At 70.2% G+C, this 16,501-nt stretch carries 15 protein-coding genes; 10 read left to right on the forward strand and 5 right to left on the reverse strand.

What is annotated here, in order from left to right:
* On the reverse strand, window positions 1–1,734 hold the full coding sequence (locus tag AB0M73_RS13850; RefSeq protein ID WP_363890847.1) for a peptide ABC transporter substrate-binding protein: 1,734 nt from the start codon (window positions 1,732–1,734) through the stop codon (window positions 1–3).
* Window positions 1,735–1,867: 133 nt separating this feature from the next.
* On the opposite strand from AB0M73_RS13850, the gene AB0M73_RS13855 reads away from it, so the two are divergent.
* The 3 genes from AB0M73_RS13855 to AB0M73_RS13865 are packed head-to-tail and all read left to right on the forward strand — an operon-like array spanning window position 1,868 to window position 5,257.
* Entirely contained in the window at window positions 1,868–3,004 is a 1,137-nt protein-coding gene (locus tag AB0M73_RS13855; RefSeq protein WP_363890849.1) for an ROK family transcriptional regulator, read from the forward strand.
* On the forward strand, window positions 3,004–4,437 hold the full coding sequence (locus tag AB0M73_RS13860; RefSeq protein ID WP_363890850.1) for a M81 family metallopeptidase: 1,434 nt from the start codon (window positions 3,004–3,006) through the stop codon (window positions 4,435–4,437). The genes AB0M73_RS13855 and AB0M73_RS13860 overlap by 1 nt, the downstream gene beginning before the upstream one ends.
* Window positions 4,438–4,477: 40 nt before the next feature.
* The gene (locus tag AB0M73_RS13865; RefSeq protein ID WP_363890852.1) at window positions 4,478–5,257 is read left to right on the forward strand and encodes a DUF1684 domain-containing protein; all 780 of its coding nucleotides are present in this window, start codon (window positions 4,478–4,480) and stop codon (window positions 5,255–5,257) included.
* Here the strand turns inward: AB0M73_RS13865 and AB0M73_RS13870 are convergent.
* On the reverse strand, window positions 5,242–5,670 hold the full coding sequence (locus AB0M73_RS13870) for a cupin domain-containing protein (RefSeq protein ID WP_363890854.1): 429 nt from the start codon (window positions 5,668–5,670) through the stop codon (window positions 5,242–5,244). The genes AB0M73_RS13865 and AB0M73_RS13870 overlap by 16 nt on opposite strands.
* A 161-nt stretch (window positions 5,671–5,831) precedes the next feature.
* Entirely contained in the window at window positions 5,832–6,530 is a 699-nt protein-coding gene (locus AB0M73_RS13875) for a helix-turn-helix domain-containing protein (RefSeq protein WP_363890856.1), read from the reverse strand.
* Window positions 6,531–6,618: 88 nt separating this feature from the next.
* Here AB0M73_RS13875 and AB0M73_RS13880 point away from each other — a divergent pair, with 88 nt between their 5' ends.
* The 3 genes from AB0M73_RS13880 to AB0M73_RS13890 are packed head-to-tail and all read left to right on the forward strand — an operon-like array spanning window position 6,619 to window position 10,520.
* Window positions 6,619–8,295, forward strand: coding sequence for an MFS transporter (locus AB0M73_RS13880; RefSeq protein ID WP_363890857.1), 1,677 nt, complete (start codon window positions 6,619–6,621; stop codon window positions 8,293–8,295).
* Between the two features lie 12 nt (window positions 8,296–8,307).
* Window positions 8,308–9,174: a MoxR family ATPase gene (locus AB0M73_RS13885; RefSeq protein ID WP_363890859.1), complete on the forward strand. Its 867-nt coding sequence runs from the start codon at window positions 8,308–8,310 to the stop codon at window positions 9,172–9,174.
* Window positions 9,171–10,520, forward strand: a complete 1,350-nt coding sequence (locus AB0M73_RS13890; protein ID WP_363890861.1) for a VWA domain-containing protein — start codon at window positions 9,171–9,173, stop codon at window positions 10,518–10,520. The genes AB0M73_RS13885 and AB0M73_RS13890 overlap by 4 nt, the downstream gene beginning before the upstream one ends.
* Before the next feature lie 103 nt (window positions 10,521–10,623).
* On the opposite strand, the gene AB0M73_RS13895 is transcribed toward AB0M73_RS13890, so the two are convergent.
* Both AB0M73_RS13895 and AB0M73_RS13900 read right to left on the reverse strand, forming a co-directional pair.
* Window positions 10,624–11,631, reverse strand: coding sequence for a PHP domain-containing protein (locus AB0M73_RS13895; RefSeq protein WP_363890863.1), 1,008 nt, complete (start codon window positions 11,629–11,631; stop codon window positions 10,624–10,626).
* Between the two features lie 20 nt (window positions 11,632–11,651).
* Entirely contained in the window at window positions 11,652–12,044 is a 393-nt protein-coding gene (locus AB0M73_RS13900; protein ID WP_363890864.1) for a PPOX class F420-dependent oxidoreductase, read from the reverse strand.
* Window positions 12,045–12,126: 82 nt separating this feature from the next.
* Here AB0M73_RS13900 and AB0M73_RS13905 point away from each other — a divergent pair, with 82 nt between their 5' ends.
* The 4 genes from AB0M73_RS13905 to AB0M73_RS13920 are packed head-to-tail and all read left to right on the forward strand — an operon-like array spanning window position 12,127 to window position 16,499.
* Window positions 12,127–13,209 carry an alpha/beta hydrolase gene (locus AB0M73_RS13905; protein ID WP_363890866.1) on the forward strand — a complete coding sequence of 361 codons (1,083 nt, stop codon included), beginning with the start codon at window positions 12,127–12,129 and terminating at the stop codon, window positions 13,207–13,209.
* Between the two features lies 1 nt (window position 13,210).
* Window positions 13,211–13,807, forward strand: coding sequence for a hypothetical protein (locus tag AB0M73_RS13910; RefSeq protein WP_363890867.1), 597 nt, complete (start codon window positions 13,211–13,213; stop codon window positions 13,805–13,807).
* A gap of 9 nt (window positions 13,808–13,816) precedes the next feature.
* Window positions 13,817–15,094 (forward strand): FAD-binding oxidoreductase, encoded by a 1,278-nt coding sequence (locus AB0M73_RS13915; protein ID WP_363890869.1) that lies wholly within the window; start codon window positions 13,817–13,819, stop codon window positions 15,092–15,094.
* Between the two features lie 10 nt (window positions 15,095–15,104).
* Window positions 15,105–16,499 carry an SMI1/KNR4 family protein gene (locus AB0M73_RS13920; RefSeq protein ID WP_363890871.1) on the forward strand — a complete coding sequence of 465 codons (1,395 nt, stop codon included), beginning with the start codon at window positions 15,105–15,107 and terminating at the stop codon, window positions 16,497–16,499.
* Window positions 16,500–16,501 lie beyond the last annotated feature (2 nt).

The following is a 16,501-nucleotide window of genomic DNA, read 5'->3' on the forward strand; positions in this document are numbered from 1 at the left end:
TCACCTCCGGAACCAGCGCTGGGGTTGCAGGCCCGCCAACGGGTCCTGCGTGATGCCGCCGATCGAGGTGTCGATGGCCGACACCTGGTAGGGCGGGTTGGGCATCCAGATCACCGGCAGCTGCTCGGCCAGCCGGGCGCTGTAGTCCACCATGGACTGCGGCGAGGTGGACAGCGTGGACGCCCCGATCAGGTCGTCGGTCGGCTTGTCCCGGTAGTTGCCGAAGTTCACGCTCGCGTCGGTCGCGAACAGCTGCTCGCCGCTGGGATAGGCCGGGAAGTACCAGCTGCCCTGCGTGCCGAAGTACGACAGCTGCCAGGAGCAGGCCGGGCTGCTCGGCTCGCACGTGGTTCCGTTGGCCAGCACGGTGTTCAGCGGCTGGGCGTTGATCCGCAGCTCGATGCCGACCCTGGACAGCTCCGACTTCAGCTCCTGCATGGTGCCGTCCGTCTCGTCGGAGCCCGACTCGGTCAGCAGCGTCATGGACAGCCGGGCGCCCTTGTCGACGCCCTGGCCGCACTTCTCCGGCTCCTGGCAGGCCTGGATGCCGTCGGCGCCGATCTGCCAGCCGTGATCGGCCAGCAGCTTTCGGGCCGCGTCGAGGTCGAACGGGTACGGGGTGTTCTTCTGCGTGTCGGACAGGAAGGTCGGGTCGTTGTCCTGGGGCACCGGGCCGTAGCCGGGAGTGGCCGTGCCGCGCCAGATCACCTGCGAGATGGCCTTCTGGTCGACCGCGTGCTGGATCGCCTGTCGGACGTAGAGCTGCTTGAAGACGGCGCCCAGGGCCGGATTGTTGAAGTTGTACGGGATGTAGGTGATGGACCAGCCGTTCCACGGCTCGATCCGGTAGCCCAGCGACTCCAGCTTGGACTTCTGGCCCAGGTTCGTGGTCGGCACGTAGCCGTAGTCCACGCCGCCGGCCAGCAGCACGTTGTACTCGGCGGCCGAGCTGGTGAACGTCAGGAACGTGATCTTGTCCAGGCGCGCGGCGTCTTCCCCGGTGTAGCGCGGGTTCCTGACCAGCGTGACCTGGCCGGTGGGGGAGAACGACTCCAGCGCGAACGGGCCGTCCACGACCTTCCACAGTGGATTGCTGTTGTAGCCGCCGAGGTTCTTGGCCTGCGCCACCAGGTAGTCGAAGGTCTTGCGCGGATCCGGGTCGTGGGCCCAGGCGTGCCGGGGCAGCGGCGTGATCAGCGCCAGCTGGTTGGCCGTGAACCAACCCGGGTTGTACGTCTTGTCCAGCGTCAGCGTGAAGGTGTGGTCGTCGACGATGCGGAAGTCGGTGACGTCGTCGGGAATCAGGCCCTTGGAGTAGGCGCCCCAGTCGTCCTTGGCCGCGCGCACCAGGTCGAACCAGAACTGGACGTCCTGGCTGGTCAGCGGCGTGCCGTCGGACCAGGCCAGCGGCTTGAGCGTGATGGTGACCGACTTGCCGTCCGGGGCGTACACGGGCGGGTCGGCGGCACTGGCCTTGTCGTCGCGGGCGACCGCGCCCGACGAGCCGTCGTAGGCGTACAGCGGCAGGAACAGCGCCGACTGGATGACGCCGTTGTAGCTGGCCGTGTAGCCGGGGATGGTCAGCGGCAGGATCCAGTTCGGGGTGGCCGAGGGCGGCAGCGCGAAGCTCACGGAGTTCGGGCCGCCCACGCCGTGCCGCACCTGGCCGCCGGCGCAGGCCGTGAGCACCAGACAGCAGATGATGGCGGCCACCCGGCCGAGCCTTCGTCGCATCCCGCCTCACTTCCAACAAAGCTGTTGTAAGTCCTCTTGCTGGGATTTTTTGGCTGACTATACTCACGGTGGCGGCCGGGTGAACTACTGGCGAGGCGGTGTTCTCGACACTTGAACCAGAAATGTGTCAACGATGCACGGGCTTGAGGCCGGCGCTGCCCGCGTGGTGGAGCTGGTCGCCGCCGGCCGCGCCACCTCCCGCAACGAGCTCGCCGTCGCACTCTCGCTGCCACCGTCCACAGTGAACCTTCGGGTGCACGCCCTGCTGAGTGCCGGGGTTCTGGTGGAGCAGGGCGAAGGGCGCTCGCAGGGCGGGCGTCGGCCGCGGCTGCTGAGCGTGAACGCGGACTTTGGACACGTCTGGACGATCGACATCGGATCCCGGCACGTGCGGCTGGGGCCGATGGACATGACCGGCTCGTTGATCAGCACCCACGAGCTGTCGATCAGCATCGACACCGATCCTTCCTTGCTGCTGGATGAAATCTTCGCCGCGGTGAACTCACTGGAGGCGACCGAGCGGCCGGCGGGGCGGTGGCTCGGGGTCGGCGTGGGGCTGCCCGGGCCGGTGGATGTCGTGGCCGGCACGGTCACGCTGCCGTCGCGAATGCCCGGCTGGCGCGGGTTTCCGGCCCGTGAGGCGTTGCAGCGGTTGTTCCCGGTGCCGGTGGTGATCGACAACGACGCCAACCTCCTGGCCCTGGGGCAGGCTCGGCGTGGGGCGCCGGGGGAGACGTTGGTGGTGGTCAAGGCCGGCACCGGCATCGGCTCGGGGCTGGTCGTCGACGGGCGGCTGCACCGCGGCCGGGACGGGGCCGCCGGGGACATCAGCCACGTGCGCATTCCAGCCGGCGGCGATCGGCCGTGCACGTGCGGGAATCACGGCTGCCTGGAGACCGTGGCCAGCGGCGCGGCGTTGGTGGCGCAGCTCGGCGTGGCCAGCACCGCCGATGTCCTTGCCGCGTCTGAGGATGCCAACGCCACCGTGATCACCGCGATCCGTCGGGCCGGCGGGCTGTTGGGGGAGGTGCTGGCCACCGTGGTCAACTTCGCCAACCCCGATGCCGTGCTTCTGGGCGGGGCCTTGGCCGGTGCCGAGGCCTTCGTAGCCGCCGCGCGTGGGGCCCTGTACGAGCGCTGCCTCCCGTTGGCCACGCGTCGGCTGCGGATCGACACCGTGCTCGGCGGCGTCGACGCCGGTCTGCTCGGGGCCGGCTCGCTGGCCCTGGAATCCGTTCTGGACGAGGCACTACGAGGGGAGTCGCGCTGATGACGCGCATCGGGATCGCCGGGATTGCCATCGAGTCCAGCACTTTCTCGCCCCATCGGACCACTGTGGACGATTTCCGCGTCACCCGCGGCTCCGATCTGTTGGCGCGGTACTCATTCCTGGATCCTTCAGTTGAGTGGGTGCCGCTGCTGCACGCCGTGTCTCTACCCGGGGGCGCGGTCACCGAGCAGACCTACGCCGCCCTGTCGGAGGAGATCTACGCCCGGCTGCGCTCGTGCGGACCCCTGGACGGCCTGTTCTTCGACATCCACGGGGCCATGAGCGTGGTCGGCCGGGTCGACGTGGAGGCCGACCTCATCGAGGGCATCCGCGCCGTCATCGGGCCCGATGTGCTCGTGTCGGCGTCAATGGACTTGCACGGCAACGTTTCTCACCGCCTGGCCCGTGCGCTGGACCTGATCACGTGCTACCGCAAGGCCCCGCACACCGACGCCTGGGACACCCGTGAGCGGGCCGTGCGCAACCTCGTCGATCGGCTGCGGGACGGCGGAAAGCCGTTGAAGGCGTGGGTGCAGGTGCCCGTGCTGCTGCCCGGTGAGAAGACCAGCACCCGCATCGAGCCCGCCCGCGGCGTTTACGCGTTGGTGGACGAAGTCGAGGCCTTGCCCGGGGTTCTCGACGCCGCCATCTGGGTCGGCTACGCCTGGGCCGACGAACCCCGGTGCCAGGCCGCCATTGTCGTCACCGGCGACGACCTCTCGGTGATCACCGCTCAGGCCTCCCGTCTCGCCCAGGCCTATTGGGACGCCCGGCGCGACTTCGCTTTCGTTGCCCCCACGGGAAGTCTGGCCGAGTGCGTCACGCAAGCGCTTGCCAGCTCCGCACGGCCGTTCTTCATCAGCGACTCCGGCGACAATCCCACCGCCGGCGGCGCCGGCGACACCTCGTGGAGCCTGCGGGAACTCCTCGGCATGCCCTCGGTCCTCGCCCAGTACACGATCTACGCCCAGATCGTCGATCCGGCCGCCACGGCCGCCGCCGTCCGGGCCGGCATCGGCCAGCAGGTGACCGTCTCCGTCGGCGGGCACATCGACTCCGGTCCGTGCGGTCCGGTGCCGGTGACCGCCGTCGTCGAGGCCATCGACGCCAACGACCCCGTCGCCGGGGTCGCCGTGGTGCTGGGGGTGCGGGGCCTGAAGGTGATCGTCACCGAGCGCCGCAAGCCGTACCACCTCGAATCCGACTTCCTGGACCTCGGGCTGTCGCCGCGCACCGCCGACCTGGTCATCGTCAAGATCGGCTACCTGGAGCCCGAGCTCTACGACATGGCCGCCGACTGGCTGTTGGCCCTCACCCCCGGCGGCGTCGACCAGGACCTCCTCCGGCTCGGGCACGTGGGCATCCAGCGACCCATGTTCCCCTTCGACGCCGACATGCCGCCGCCGTCCTTCACGCCCGTGTCCACTTGGTGAGACGGGAAATGCCTCCGGCCTCGTCGGCGTTGTTGCGTACATGACTTTCGCGGGCGAGTGGCAGGCGTGGCACACCGAACGTGAGCAGGGATTGGCCGACCCGTACGGCTGGCTGGCCTTGGTCTCCCTGGACTGGCTGGAGGACGGCCCCCGGTCCTATCCCGGTTTGCCCGGGTTGTGGTGGCAGGACTCCGAGGCCGCCTACTTCGACCCCCAGGGCGCTTCCGCGACCTACGAAGGTGGTGCCGTCACGGAGGTTCTGAGGTTGGAGCTGGTCAACAGCGGCTCCGGCGTCCGGATCATCGCCGGCGACCTGGAGATCGAGGTCGCCCGTCGCTCCGGCTACCTCATCCGGGTCCACGACCCCAAGGCGCCAGTGTTGCGCGAGTTCCGTGGCGTTCCGGCCTACGAGCCGTCCGAGTCCTTCGTCTTCTCCGGCGTCTTCGAGCCCTTCGACGCGCCTCGCCCCACCACCGTCGGCGCCGTGGTCGAGGGCCTCAGCCACGTCTACACCGCCCCCGGCCTCGTCCGCTTCTCCCGTGACGGCGTCGAGCACACCCTCACCGCCTTCAACGGCAAGTCCGGCGGCCTCAGCATCTTGTTCACCGATGCCACCAGCGGCGTCACCACCTACGCCGCCAACCGCTCCCTGGCCGTCGCCGCCCCCGCTTCCGGCGGCGCCGTCACCCTCGACTTCAACCGCGCCGTCAACCTCCCGTGCGCCTTCACCGACTTCGCCACCTGCCCCCTGCCGCCCGAGGGCAACCGCTTGCCCTTCCCCGTCGAGGCCGGCGAGAAGACCCCTTACGAGCGCTCCTGACCCTTGTCGGGCCACAGGCTCGGCAGGTTGACCACGATGCCCTCCTGGCTGCTCCGGGCGATGATCACCACCGCCGGCTCATCGCCCGGATTCTCCTCCCGGTGCGGCACATACGGCGGCACGAACACGTAGTCACCCGGCCCCGTCTCCAGCCGGATCTCCTCGTCCCCGTCCGCGAAGACGAACACCGGGCGCCCTTCCTTCACGTAGATGGCCGTCTCCGCCTCGCCGTGATGGTGATCGCCCGAGTTCGTCGCCGGGGCCACGTGCGTCTCGCCCATCCACACCTTGCTGGAGCCCACCGTCTTCCCGGAGATCGCCTCCAGCCGCGTCATGCCGTTCGTCTGGCCGGTGTCCCCGGTCAGGCTCACGCCCTTGATGTGCCGCAGCGGCTGATGCCAGTGATCCGTCACGCCTCCAGTATCACCGCACCGGCCGATTGGATGCCGCCGCACACGACGGCCGACAGGAACCAGCATGCCCAGCGCCCCTGCCACCACCGCCATCCCCCCGCGAGTCCCGCTCAGCGTCACACCGAAATGTGTGAAACTTGCTCATACATTTCGGTATGACGCTAGGCGGGACTCGCGGGGGTTGTAGGCCAGCGCTGGGCGGCGAGGACGGCCAAGTGCAGGGCCACCAAGGTGTTCTCCAGGTCGGGAAGCTCGGTGGCGCGGTTGTGACGGACGCGGACGCTGACGAGCTCGGTGGTGGCGCCGGCGAGGGCGAGGTAGGCGTCGTAGGGCACGGTTGGCCACTCGGGGTGGTGGCCGAGAGCGTGCCGGTGCCAGGTGCGGTTCAGCTCGGCGAAGCGGTGCTGGGCGGCGTCCATGCGGTTCACGGCCCCGGCGCCGGCGGCGGGCATGTCGATGTAGAAGACGCGGGCGAAGGCGGGCTCGTCGGCCAGGAAGCGGAGGAACGCCCGGCACGAGGCGCGCAGGATGGCCTCAGGGGCGGAATCCGGGGGCAGGGCGCGGGTGGCGCCGACGACGGCGTCCACGAGCAGGTTGCCGCCGTAGGCGGTGGCGGCGAGGAAGCAGTCCTCCTTGTCACGGAAGTGGGCGTAGAAGGCGGCACGGGAGACGCGGGCGCCGCGGACGATGTCGGCGACGGTGATGCTGTGGAAGCCGGCGGCGGCCACGGCGGCGACGGTGGCGGTCAGCAGGCGCTGGCGCTGAGCGGCCCGGACCTCGTCGGCGGGCAGGCTGGAGCGGCCCCGGGGCAGACCCGGGGCGTCGTCGTGCCGTCTGGCCAGGGAGCCCTCTTGTCCCACCGTCCGCCAACCCCTAAAGTACGGCCGCGTACCTGTGACCTGTGACATAGGTTATCGCTGCGGACAACGTAGTCCGAAGGAGGCGTTGATGAGCGTCCTGTGGCAGCGTCGGCTGGATCACTACCCCGAAACCGGGCGGCGCCTCTGGTACCTGGGAATCGTGGTCGTGGCGACGGTCGTGCTCTACTACGAGCTGTACGTGCCGGGCGCGGTCGCGACGGAGATCATCGCCCACTACCACATGACTTTCCCTTACTACGTCTACATCTCCGTGGTGGGCAACGCGATCGGCGCCTTCTCCTCGCTGCTGGCCGGCCTGGCCGACCGGTGGGGACGGGCCAACCTCGTCGCGTACGGCCTGGGCGTCACCGGCCTGCTGACGCTGTTCGGCATACCGAACGCCCCCGACCAGTTGACCTTCGGCGTGCTGTTCGCCCTGGTCAGCTTCGTCGAAGGGATCATCCTCGTCGCCACGCCGGCCCTGGTGCGCGACTTCTCGCCGCAGCTGGGCCGCGCCTCGGCGATGGGCTTCTGGACGCTCGGACCGGTGGTCGGCAGCCTCGTGCTGTCCGAGGTCTCCAGCAACACGATCGGCGTGCTGCCCGACTGGCGCTCCCAGTTCGTCATCTGCGGCATCGTCGGGCTGGTCGTCTTCGTGATCGCCCTGTTCGGGCTGCGGGAGCTGTCGCCCAACCTGCGCGACCAGCTCATGGTCAGCATGCGCGACCGCGCGCTGATCGAGGCGCGGGCGGCGGGCATCGACGTGGCCAAGGCGATCGAACGCCCGTGGCGGCAGATGATGACCTTGCGGGTGGTCGGCTCGGCCTTCGCCATCGCGGTGTTCCTGATCATCTACTACACCGCGGTCGGCTTCTTCACCATCTACTTCACCACCATCTACGGCTTCAGCCTGGCCCAGGCCAACGGCATCGGGAACTGGTTCTGGGGCATCGACGCGCTGTCGCTGATCGTGGTGGGCGTGATCTCCGACCGGCTGGGCGTGCGCAAGCCGTTCATGCTCGTCGGCGGCCTCGGCGCCATCGCGATGACGATCGTGTTCCTGACCCGCGCCACCGCGCCGGACACCGGCTACTACACCTTCGTCTGGATCATCAGCGTGCTGGCGGTGTTCATGGCCATCGCCTACGCGCCGTGGATGGCGAGCTTCACCGAGACCGTCGAACGCATCAACCCGGCGCTGACCGCGACCGGCCTGGCCGTGTGGGGCTGGATCATCCGGGCCGTGGTGGCGCTGTCGATCTTCGCCCTGCCGTTCGTCGTCACGTCCATGACGCCGCTCGTGCAGTACGGCACCGAAGTGTCGACGCTGGCCGCGAAGTACGACACGCAGCTCAAGACCATCGCCGTCGTCGACCCGGCCACGCTGGGCGCATTGGGCCGCAACCCGGCCGATCCCGAGGCGGGGACCAAGGCCGTCGCCGAGATCATGCAGGGCCAGAACGTCGACCAGGCCACCGCGGTGGAACGGCTCAAGGCGGCCGCGGCCGTGCCGAAGGCGGACATGGCCTTCCTCCAGGAGCACGCCGCCGAGGTGCAGGCGGCGGCCGCGGCCACGCCCGGCCAGTGGCAGAACTGGTGGTGGGTGTGCGTCGGCGGCGAGGCGGTGTTCCTGCCGTTGATCTTCGTCATGGTCGGCCGCTGGCGGCCCAGGCAGGCCCGCGCCGACCTCGCCGAGCATCAGGCCCGTGTCGACGAGGAGCTGGAGCAGCTAAGTTCATCTACCGGAGGGACTACCACGAGCTGAGAAGAGGCACGCGTGACCGGGTTCTTCACGTCCGTCGACGAGGTGGCCGGGCGGCTGGCCGAGGCCGGCTACCTGGCGTCCGACGCGGTCGCGACGACCGTGTACCTCGCCGACCGGCTCGGCAAGCCGCTGCTGGTGGAGGGCCCGGCCGGCGTCGGCAAGACCGAGCTGGCCAAGGCGGTCGCCCAGGTCACCGGGTCGCGGCTGGTGCGGCTGCAGTGCTACGAGGGCGTCGACGAGTCGCGGGCGCTGTACGAGTGGAACCACGCCAAGCAGCTGCTGCGGATCACCGCCGGGCGCGACGAGACGTGGGACCAGACCCGCAACGACATCTTCAGCGAGGAATTCCTGCTCGCGCGGCCGCTGCTCACCGCCATCCGCGGCGACGAGCCGACCGTGCTGCTGATCGACGAGACCGACAAGGCCGACGTCGAAGTGGAGGGGCTGCTGCTGGAGGTGCTCGGAGACTTCCAGGTCACCGTGCCCGAACTCGGCACCATCACCGCCACGCAGCGGCCGTTCGCCGTGCTGACGTCCAACGCCACCCGTGAGCTGTCCGAGGCCCTGCGGCGGCGATGCCTGTTCCTGCACATCGATTTCCCCGACGAGGACCTGGAAAAGCGCATCGTGCTGGCCCGCGTGCCCGGCATCGACGACACCCTCGCCACGTCGCTCGTACGCGTGATCAACGCCTTGCGGGCCATGGAACTGCGCAAGTCGCCGTCGGTCGCCGAGACCATCGACTGGGCCCGGACGCTGCTCGAACTCGGCGCCGAGACCCTCGACGAGCAGGTCGTGCGGGACAGCCTCGGCGTGATCCTCAAGCACCAGGAGGACATCGTCAAAGCGGGGCAGCGGCTCGAACTGGACAAGCTGTGACGGTCTCGGACCGTCTCACCGAATTCGTGCAGGCCCTGCGGGCCAAGGGAATTCAGGCCGGGCCGGGGGAGACCGTCGACGCCGCCGCCGCGCTGGAGGTGCTGGGCTTCGACGACCGCGAGCGCACCCGTGAGGGCCTCGCGGCCTGCCTGATCCGCCGGGACGGCCAGCGTGCCGTCTTCGACTCCACCTTCGACCTGTTCTTCCCTTTGGGCGTGGGCATTCCCGAGCAGGCCCGGCACGAGCACCTCACCCTCGACGAGCTCAACGACCGGCTCGTCGCCGCCTTCGCCTCCGACGACGAGTCCGAGCTGTCGCAGCTGGCCGGGCTGGCCGTCGACGCCTTCGGCGAGTACGGGCAGGGCGGCTCCGGCTCCAGCGGCTGGTCCGCGCACCAGACCTTGGACCGGGTGCAGCCCCAGACCTTGCTCGTCCGAGTGCTGGCCGCCATGCAGGCTCAGGCCGGCTTCACCGAGCGCCTCGACCGTGACGAGATCCGCCGTCGCATCGAGCGTTTCCGTGAGCTCGTGCGGGGCGAGGCCCTTCGCCGCGTCGCCGAGCTTCGCGGCCGTGAACGCCTTTCCCGCAGCGCCGTTCCGCCCACACCCGACCAGGTCGACTTCCTCCAGGCCGGCCGCGCCCAGGTCGCCGAGATGCGCCGCATGGTTCAGCCCTTGGCCCGCAAGCTGGCCACCCGCCTCGCGGCCCGTCGCCGCCGCGCCGCTCGTGGTCAGATCGATCTCCGCCGCACTCTTCGGCGCTCCCTGTCCACCGGCGGCGTGCCCATGACCCCGGTGTTCCGCAAGCACCGCCCCGGCCGTCCCGAGATCGTGCTGCTGTGCGACATGTCCGGCTCCGTCGCCTCTTTCGCCAACTTCACCATGCTCTTGGTGCAGGCCCTGCGCGACCAGTTCTCCAAGGTCCGCGTCTTCGCCTTCGTCGACGGCATCGACGAGGTCACCCACCTCGTCACCGCCGGCGTCGCCGACCCCGCCGCCCTGGGCTCCCGCATCCTCACCGAGGCCTCCGTCATCCGTTGGGACGGCCACTCCGACTACGGCCGCTCCCTCGACGAGTTCGCCGACCGCTACCCCGACGTCATCGGCCCGCGGACCTCCGTCCTCATCCTCGGCGACGCTCGCAACAACCACGGCGACCCCCGCCTCGCGGTCCTCGCCCACATCCTCCGCCCCGCCCGCCGCTCCTTCTGGCTCAACCCCGAACGCCGCGCCCTCTGGTCCACCGGCGACTCCGCCGCCCACGACTACGCCACGGTCGTCGAGATGCACGAATGCCGCAACGCCCGCCAGCTGGGCGTTTTGGTGTCCCGGCTCATCCCCGTCTGAACCACGCCGGCGGCTCACGAAGAGCCCCCCGTCATGCAGGGAAGGACGCCTTACCCGCGTTCAACGAGGGTAAGGCGTCCTTCCCTGCATCGGGGGATCCTGTTCAGCGGCGACCGGCCCAGTCCAGCAGCTCATCCGCGGACCAGGTGTTGATGACCCGGCCGGCTTCGACGCCGCATTCCTCGGCGCGGGCGCAGCCGAGGGCCTGCCAGGTGAGCTGGCCGGGGGCGTGGGCGTCGGTGTCGATGGCGAAGTGACAGCCGGCGTCGACGGCCAACCTGAGCAACCGCTTGGGGGGATCGAGGCGCTCGGGGCGGGAGTTGACCTCGACGGCGACGGAATGCGCCTGGCAGGCGGCGAAGACGGCGGGGGCGTCGAACTCGGACTCGGGGCGGCCGCGGCCGGTGACGAGGCGGCCGGTGCAGTGGCCGAGGACGGTGACGTGGGGGTTGGCGACGGCGGTGAGCAGGCGAGGGGTCATCTCGTCGGCGGGCATGCGGAGCTTGGAGTGGACGCTGGCGACGACGACGTCGAGGCGGGACAGGAGCTCCTCGGACTGGTCGAGGGAGCCGTCCAGGTTGATGTCGACCTCGATGCCGGTGAGGATCCGAAACGGGGCCATCGCGGCGTTCAGGGCGTCGATGAGGTCGAGCTGCTGGCGCAGCCGATCAGCCGACAGGCCGTTGGCCACGGTGAGGCGCGGGGAGTGGTCGGTGAGGGCGATCCAGTTGTGCCCGAGGTCCCGGGCGGCCTGAGCCATGACGGAAGGGGGACTGCCGCCGTCGGACCAGTCGGAATGGGTGTGGCAGTCGCCGCGGAGCAGGGCCCGCAGCCCGGCGCCGGCGGTGAGGTCGGGGCCGGGGGTGGCCTGAGCCTTCTCCAGGTACGAGATGGTCTCGCCGCGCACGGCGTTCTCGACCACGCCGGCGGTGGCCTTGCCGATGCCGGGCAGCCGGGTCAGAGAGCCCATTCGCACCATCTGGGCCAACTGCTCCGCCGGCACCTCGGCGATGACGGCGGCGGCCTTGCGGAAGGCACGGACCCGGTAGCTGGGCTCGCCGGCGCGTTCGAGCTCGAACGCGACCTGCTCCAACGCCCGCACGGGATCCACGACGTCCTGCCTACCAGACCTCAGCCCATGCCGCTGACGTCCTCGGCGGCGATGGTGACGATGAGCCGCACCTGGTCCCGCCCGCCGTACCAGGCGTAGGGCTGCCCGGTGTAGCGCTTGGCCAGCAGGTCGATGTGGTCGGCGCCGCCGTCGGGGGTGATGCCGAGGACGCGGCCCCGCACCCGGAAGTAGCGGAAGGGGTTGTCCGGATCGGCGATGTTGAGGGCGATCCGGGGGTCCCGCCTCATGTTGCGCACCTTCTGGAAGCCCTCGACGGTGTTGACGAGCACGTGCTCGCCGTCGGTGTCCACCCAGGTCTGGGTGAGCTGGGGCGATCCGTCCGGGTTGGACGTGGCCACGAAGCAGGGGCTGGGCTTGCGCAGCAGGTCGAGCAGCGCGTCGGGGAGTGCCATGCGGTGATCCTAGCCACCCCGGTATGGTCAACATTAGTGATAGTCACTAACGTTGACTACAGGAACACGAGGAGGGACCCCGATGTCGGTCATCGAACTGACCACCTTCACCGTCAAACCGGACAACACGGCCGCGATGCTGGCGGCCCGCCCGGGCATGGTCGACGCGTTCCGGCGCGACCGGCGGGGCTTCGTCGCGGCCAAGCTGATCCGCGTCGCCGAGGACACCTGGCTGGACCTGGTGGAGTGGACGGACGACACGGCCTGGGACGAGTCCAGGGCCAAGGGCGGCGACCGGCCGGAGATCGCGGCCTTCTTCGCCACCATCGACACGCTGGTGAGCTCGAACCGCGGCGTCCGCTACGACGACGCCGAGGACGGTCGCCGCGCGGTCCGAACCGTCGCCTACGGCCCGCACCCCTCCCAGGTCGGGGAGCTGTATCTGCCGGCAGGGGACGGGCCGTTCCCGGTCGTCGTCCTGGTCCACGGTGGCTACTGGACGGCCATGTTCGATCGCCGGCAGGTCACGCCACTGGCCGACGACCTGGTCGGCGCCGGTTTCGCGGTGTGGAACATCGAGTACCGCCGCCTCGGTGAGGAAGGCGGCGGCTGGCCCGGCACCTTCGACGACGTGGCCGCGGCGATCGACCATCTTGACGGCCTGGACGAGCGCCTCGACCTGACGAAGGTGCAGGTCGTCGGCCACTCCGCCGGCGGCCAGCTGGCCAAGTACCTGGCCAGCCGCACCGACGGCAAGGTCCAGCTCCAGGGTGCCGTGTCGCTGGCGGGCGTGCTCGACCTCGTCGAAGCCGACAAGGACCGGCTGGGCTCCGTGTTCACCGACCCCGACGCCGAGGAGCCGGCCGGCGCGCCGCCGGCCCAGGCCCCGGAGTTCGCGCCGGTGGTGGTGGCCAACGCCGGTCAGGGCATTCCGTTCTGGCTGCTCGGCGGCCACCACGACGAGGTGCCCGACCGCTACGCCGAGGTCACGCGCCCGGCGACGGTGCCGCTGTTGACCATCCACGGCGAGGCCGACGACGTGGTGGCGTCGAAGTACGCCGGCGACCCCGTCGAGTTCGACGGCGCCAACCACTTCGACGTCATCAACCCCGCCCACCGGAGCTGGCGCGTGGTGCGCGACTGGCTCACCGACCGATTGGCCTGACATGGACCACGAGAAGGTGCTGGACGAGGCCTGGCGCACGCCGGGCGTGACCGCGATCGACCTGCCGCCGGTGGACGTCAACCAGGTGCTGGCCGAGCGCTACGAGCTGGACCGGGACGTGACGTTCACCCGGGAGACGCTGTGGGACATGGAGGCGCGCAAGGCGGCCGCCCCCGACGTCTACATCCCGACCGTGGTCAAGGCCGGCAGCGCCATCAAGTGGCCCAGCGTCCGCCATGACGGCCTGGAGGACTTCACCCGGGTGTCGGACCAGCGGCTGTGGGCCGACCCGGACCGCTTCGGCACGATCATCGAGCACGTCCGCCTCGACCACGGCAACCAGCGGGCGTTCTTCGTCGCCGGCACGGAGTTCGAGGGGCATCGGGCCACCACCGAGCAGCCGCTCTTCCACGTGGAGCACTCGGTGGCCGGCGCGCGGGACCGGCCGCTGAACCTGTGGCGGATCATCCTGCTGACCGAGCAGGTCGACCAGCGCCTGCTGGACGTGTTCACCGCGATGGGTGAGGACCCGTACCTGCGGGTGTTCATCGAGGTGTATCTGGAAAAGGTCTTGGGCGTGTCGTTTCGCCGCAAGTAACTTGACCGGGTGGACACCTTGGCCCGCGCGCTGACAGGACGGCTGGTCACGCCGTCGGACGCCGAGTACGCGCGGGCCAAGCTCGCCTTCCTCACCCTGTACGACGACCGCCGGCCGGCGGCGATCGCGTGGTGCGAGACCGAGGCCGACGTCCAGCGGTGCGTGGAATTCGCCGCCACGCAAGGGATTCCGGTCGCGGCCCGCAGCGGCGGCCACAGCTACGCCGGCTATTCCACGCCGGACGGCGGCCTGATCATCGACGTGTCGCACCTGGACACCGTCGAGGTGCGGGCCGACGGCGTGGCGATCGTCGGCGCCGGCGCGCGAATGGCCGGCGTCTACGCGGGAATCGGCCGGGCCGGCCGGATGCTGTCGGCCGGCACCTGCCCGACGGTCGGCATCGCGGGCCTCACGCTCGGCGGCGGCATCGGTGTCCTCGGCCGCAAATGTGGCCTGACCAGCGATCAGCTGATCGAGGCCAGGATCGTCACCGCCGACGGCGCCGCGAGAACCGTGTCGGAAACGCGGGAGCCGGACCTGTTCTGGGCGCTGCGAGGCGGGGGCGGCGGCAACTTCGGTGTCGTCACCTCGTTCACCTTCCGCACCACGCCGGCCGAGCCGTTGACGGTGTGGTCCCTGGACTATCCCCTTGATCGCCGGCCGCGGATTCTCGCCTCCTGGCAGGAATGGCAGGCCGGGCAGCCCGACGAGATGTGGTCGCAGTGCCGCGTCGGACGGGGTTTCGCCCAGACCTCGGGCTGCCTGGTCGGCCCGGACACCGGCCTGATCGACGACCTTGCCCGTCGCATCGGCGGCAATCCCGTGCGCTACCAACGGGAACTCGACTTCCCGGCGACGATGGACCACTACGCAGACCCGGTCGGGGAGCGGGAGTCGTTCGTGTCGACGTCCCGCATGCTCACCGGCCCGATGGACGCGCAGGCCATGGTCGATCTCGTCACGACGGGCCCGGAGTTGTTCTGCCTCATCGACAGCTTCGGCGGCGCGATCGCCCGTGGCGACGGGGCTTTCCCGCACCGCGACGCCATCGGCAGCATCCAGGTGACCAACAAGGTCCGCACCACCGCCGCCGACGCCCGCGGCGAGCTCGCGCCCGTGCGGCGGCAACTCGGCGAGTGGTTCGGCGCGCACGGGTTCGTCAACTACATCGACCCGGACATGCCGGACTGGCGTCAGGCCTACTACGGCGCCAACGCCCCGCGCCTCGCGGAGATCGCGCGGACCTATGATCCGAATCGGGTCTTCGCCTTCCCCCAAGGCATCTAGCATCCAGGGCGTGGAACTGAACGAGGCCGTGCTCGCGCTGGCCAGAGCCATTCACGCCGGCGGACCGGACGGCTGGCGCACGGCCACCATCGCGATGCGCTGCACCGCGTCCGGCTATTCCGGCCGGTCCGGATACGACGACAGTGGCGTCCTCGGCAGCGGCCCCGCGCTGCGGGTCCGGCAAAGGGACCTGGCCACGGCGGTGCTGGCCGGCCGACCCGACGCGGTCTGCGAGTTCGTGGTGCGCTCGACCGGCGAGATCCGCCTGGCCTACACCTACGACCTCGGCGACGAGGGCGCGACCGTGGTGCGGGGCAAGAAGTTCCGCCTGCCCGGCCATCCGCTCAAGGGCAGCATCCCGCTGCCCGAACACGCCCGGATCACCGACGCCCCAACGGATCCGGCGGCGCTGGCCCGCGCACCGGCCGGCGGCGAAGGCCGTAGCGAGGACGACATCATCACCACGGAACGGGAACTCGGCTTCCGCCTGCCCGAGGATCTCCGCGCCCTGCACCGTAACGGCCTGACCATCCTTGGCGAGTTCCGCCTGGCCACGCTGGAGGAGCTGGTCAAGTGGCGCACCAGCAAGAAGCTCCGGTTCGGCGGCTGGGACGACGACAAGCCGCTGGAACTGGGCCCGGTGCTGGACGTCTGGCCGCATGGTCACGTGAAACGCCTGTGCCGCAACGACTGGTGGCTCCCGTTCGCGGTGGACGACGACTGGCGCCACCTCGCCGTCGACCTCGATCCGGCCGAGCGTGGCCGCCCCGGCCAGGTCCTCTGGTTCGACGAGCACGGCGAGATGGCCGGCCTGGTCGCCGACTCGGTCGCGAGCCTGTTGCCCCCGTGGGCGTGGCCTGACGAGGCATCGCGGCCCGCGGAGCTCGTCCTCCACGGCGAGCCGACGCCGGATCTGCACATCCAGCGGGTGAACGTGAACCACCGGGACGAGTTCGACCTGGGGTCCCTCGCCGTGCTGCCGAACCTGCGGGACCTGCGCGTCAACGGGGCGGGCGTGGTCCGTGCCGTGAACCTGCCGGGCCTGGAGGCGCTCAAGATCGACGCCCGCGAGCTCGACCTGGCGCCGCTGGCCGGTGCGACCCTGTGGAGCCTCCGGCTGTCCGGCCTGCGGCACCCGGTCGACGCCCGGGTCGTCGCCACCATGACGTCACTGGTCCGGCTGGACCTGTCCGGCGTCGAGGTGACGAACGTCGAGGCGCTCGACGGGCTGAAGAACCTCAAGGTCGTCACGCTCAACGGCGACCAGTGGAGCCGCGTCGACCTGCCGAAACTCGCCGTCGCCGCGCTGGGCCACGGCGACCTGGCCCAGCGGGTGGCCTGGCTGAACCAGCGCCTGCCGCGTCCCCGAAACCGAGAGGTCCACCAGGTCGAGGCCCTAATCTGAGC

The organism is Kutzneria sp. NPDC051319 (assembly GCF_040682195.1).
GTDB lineage: Bacteria > Actinomycetota > Actinomycetes > Mycobacteriales > Pseudonocardiaceae > Kutzneria.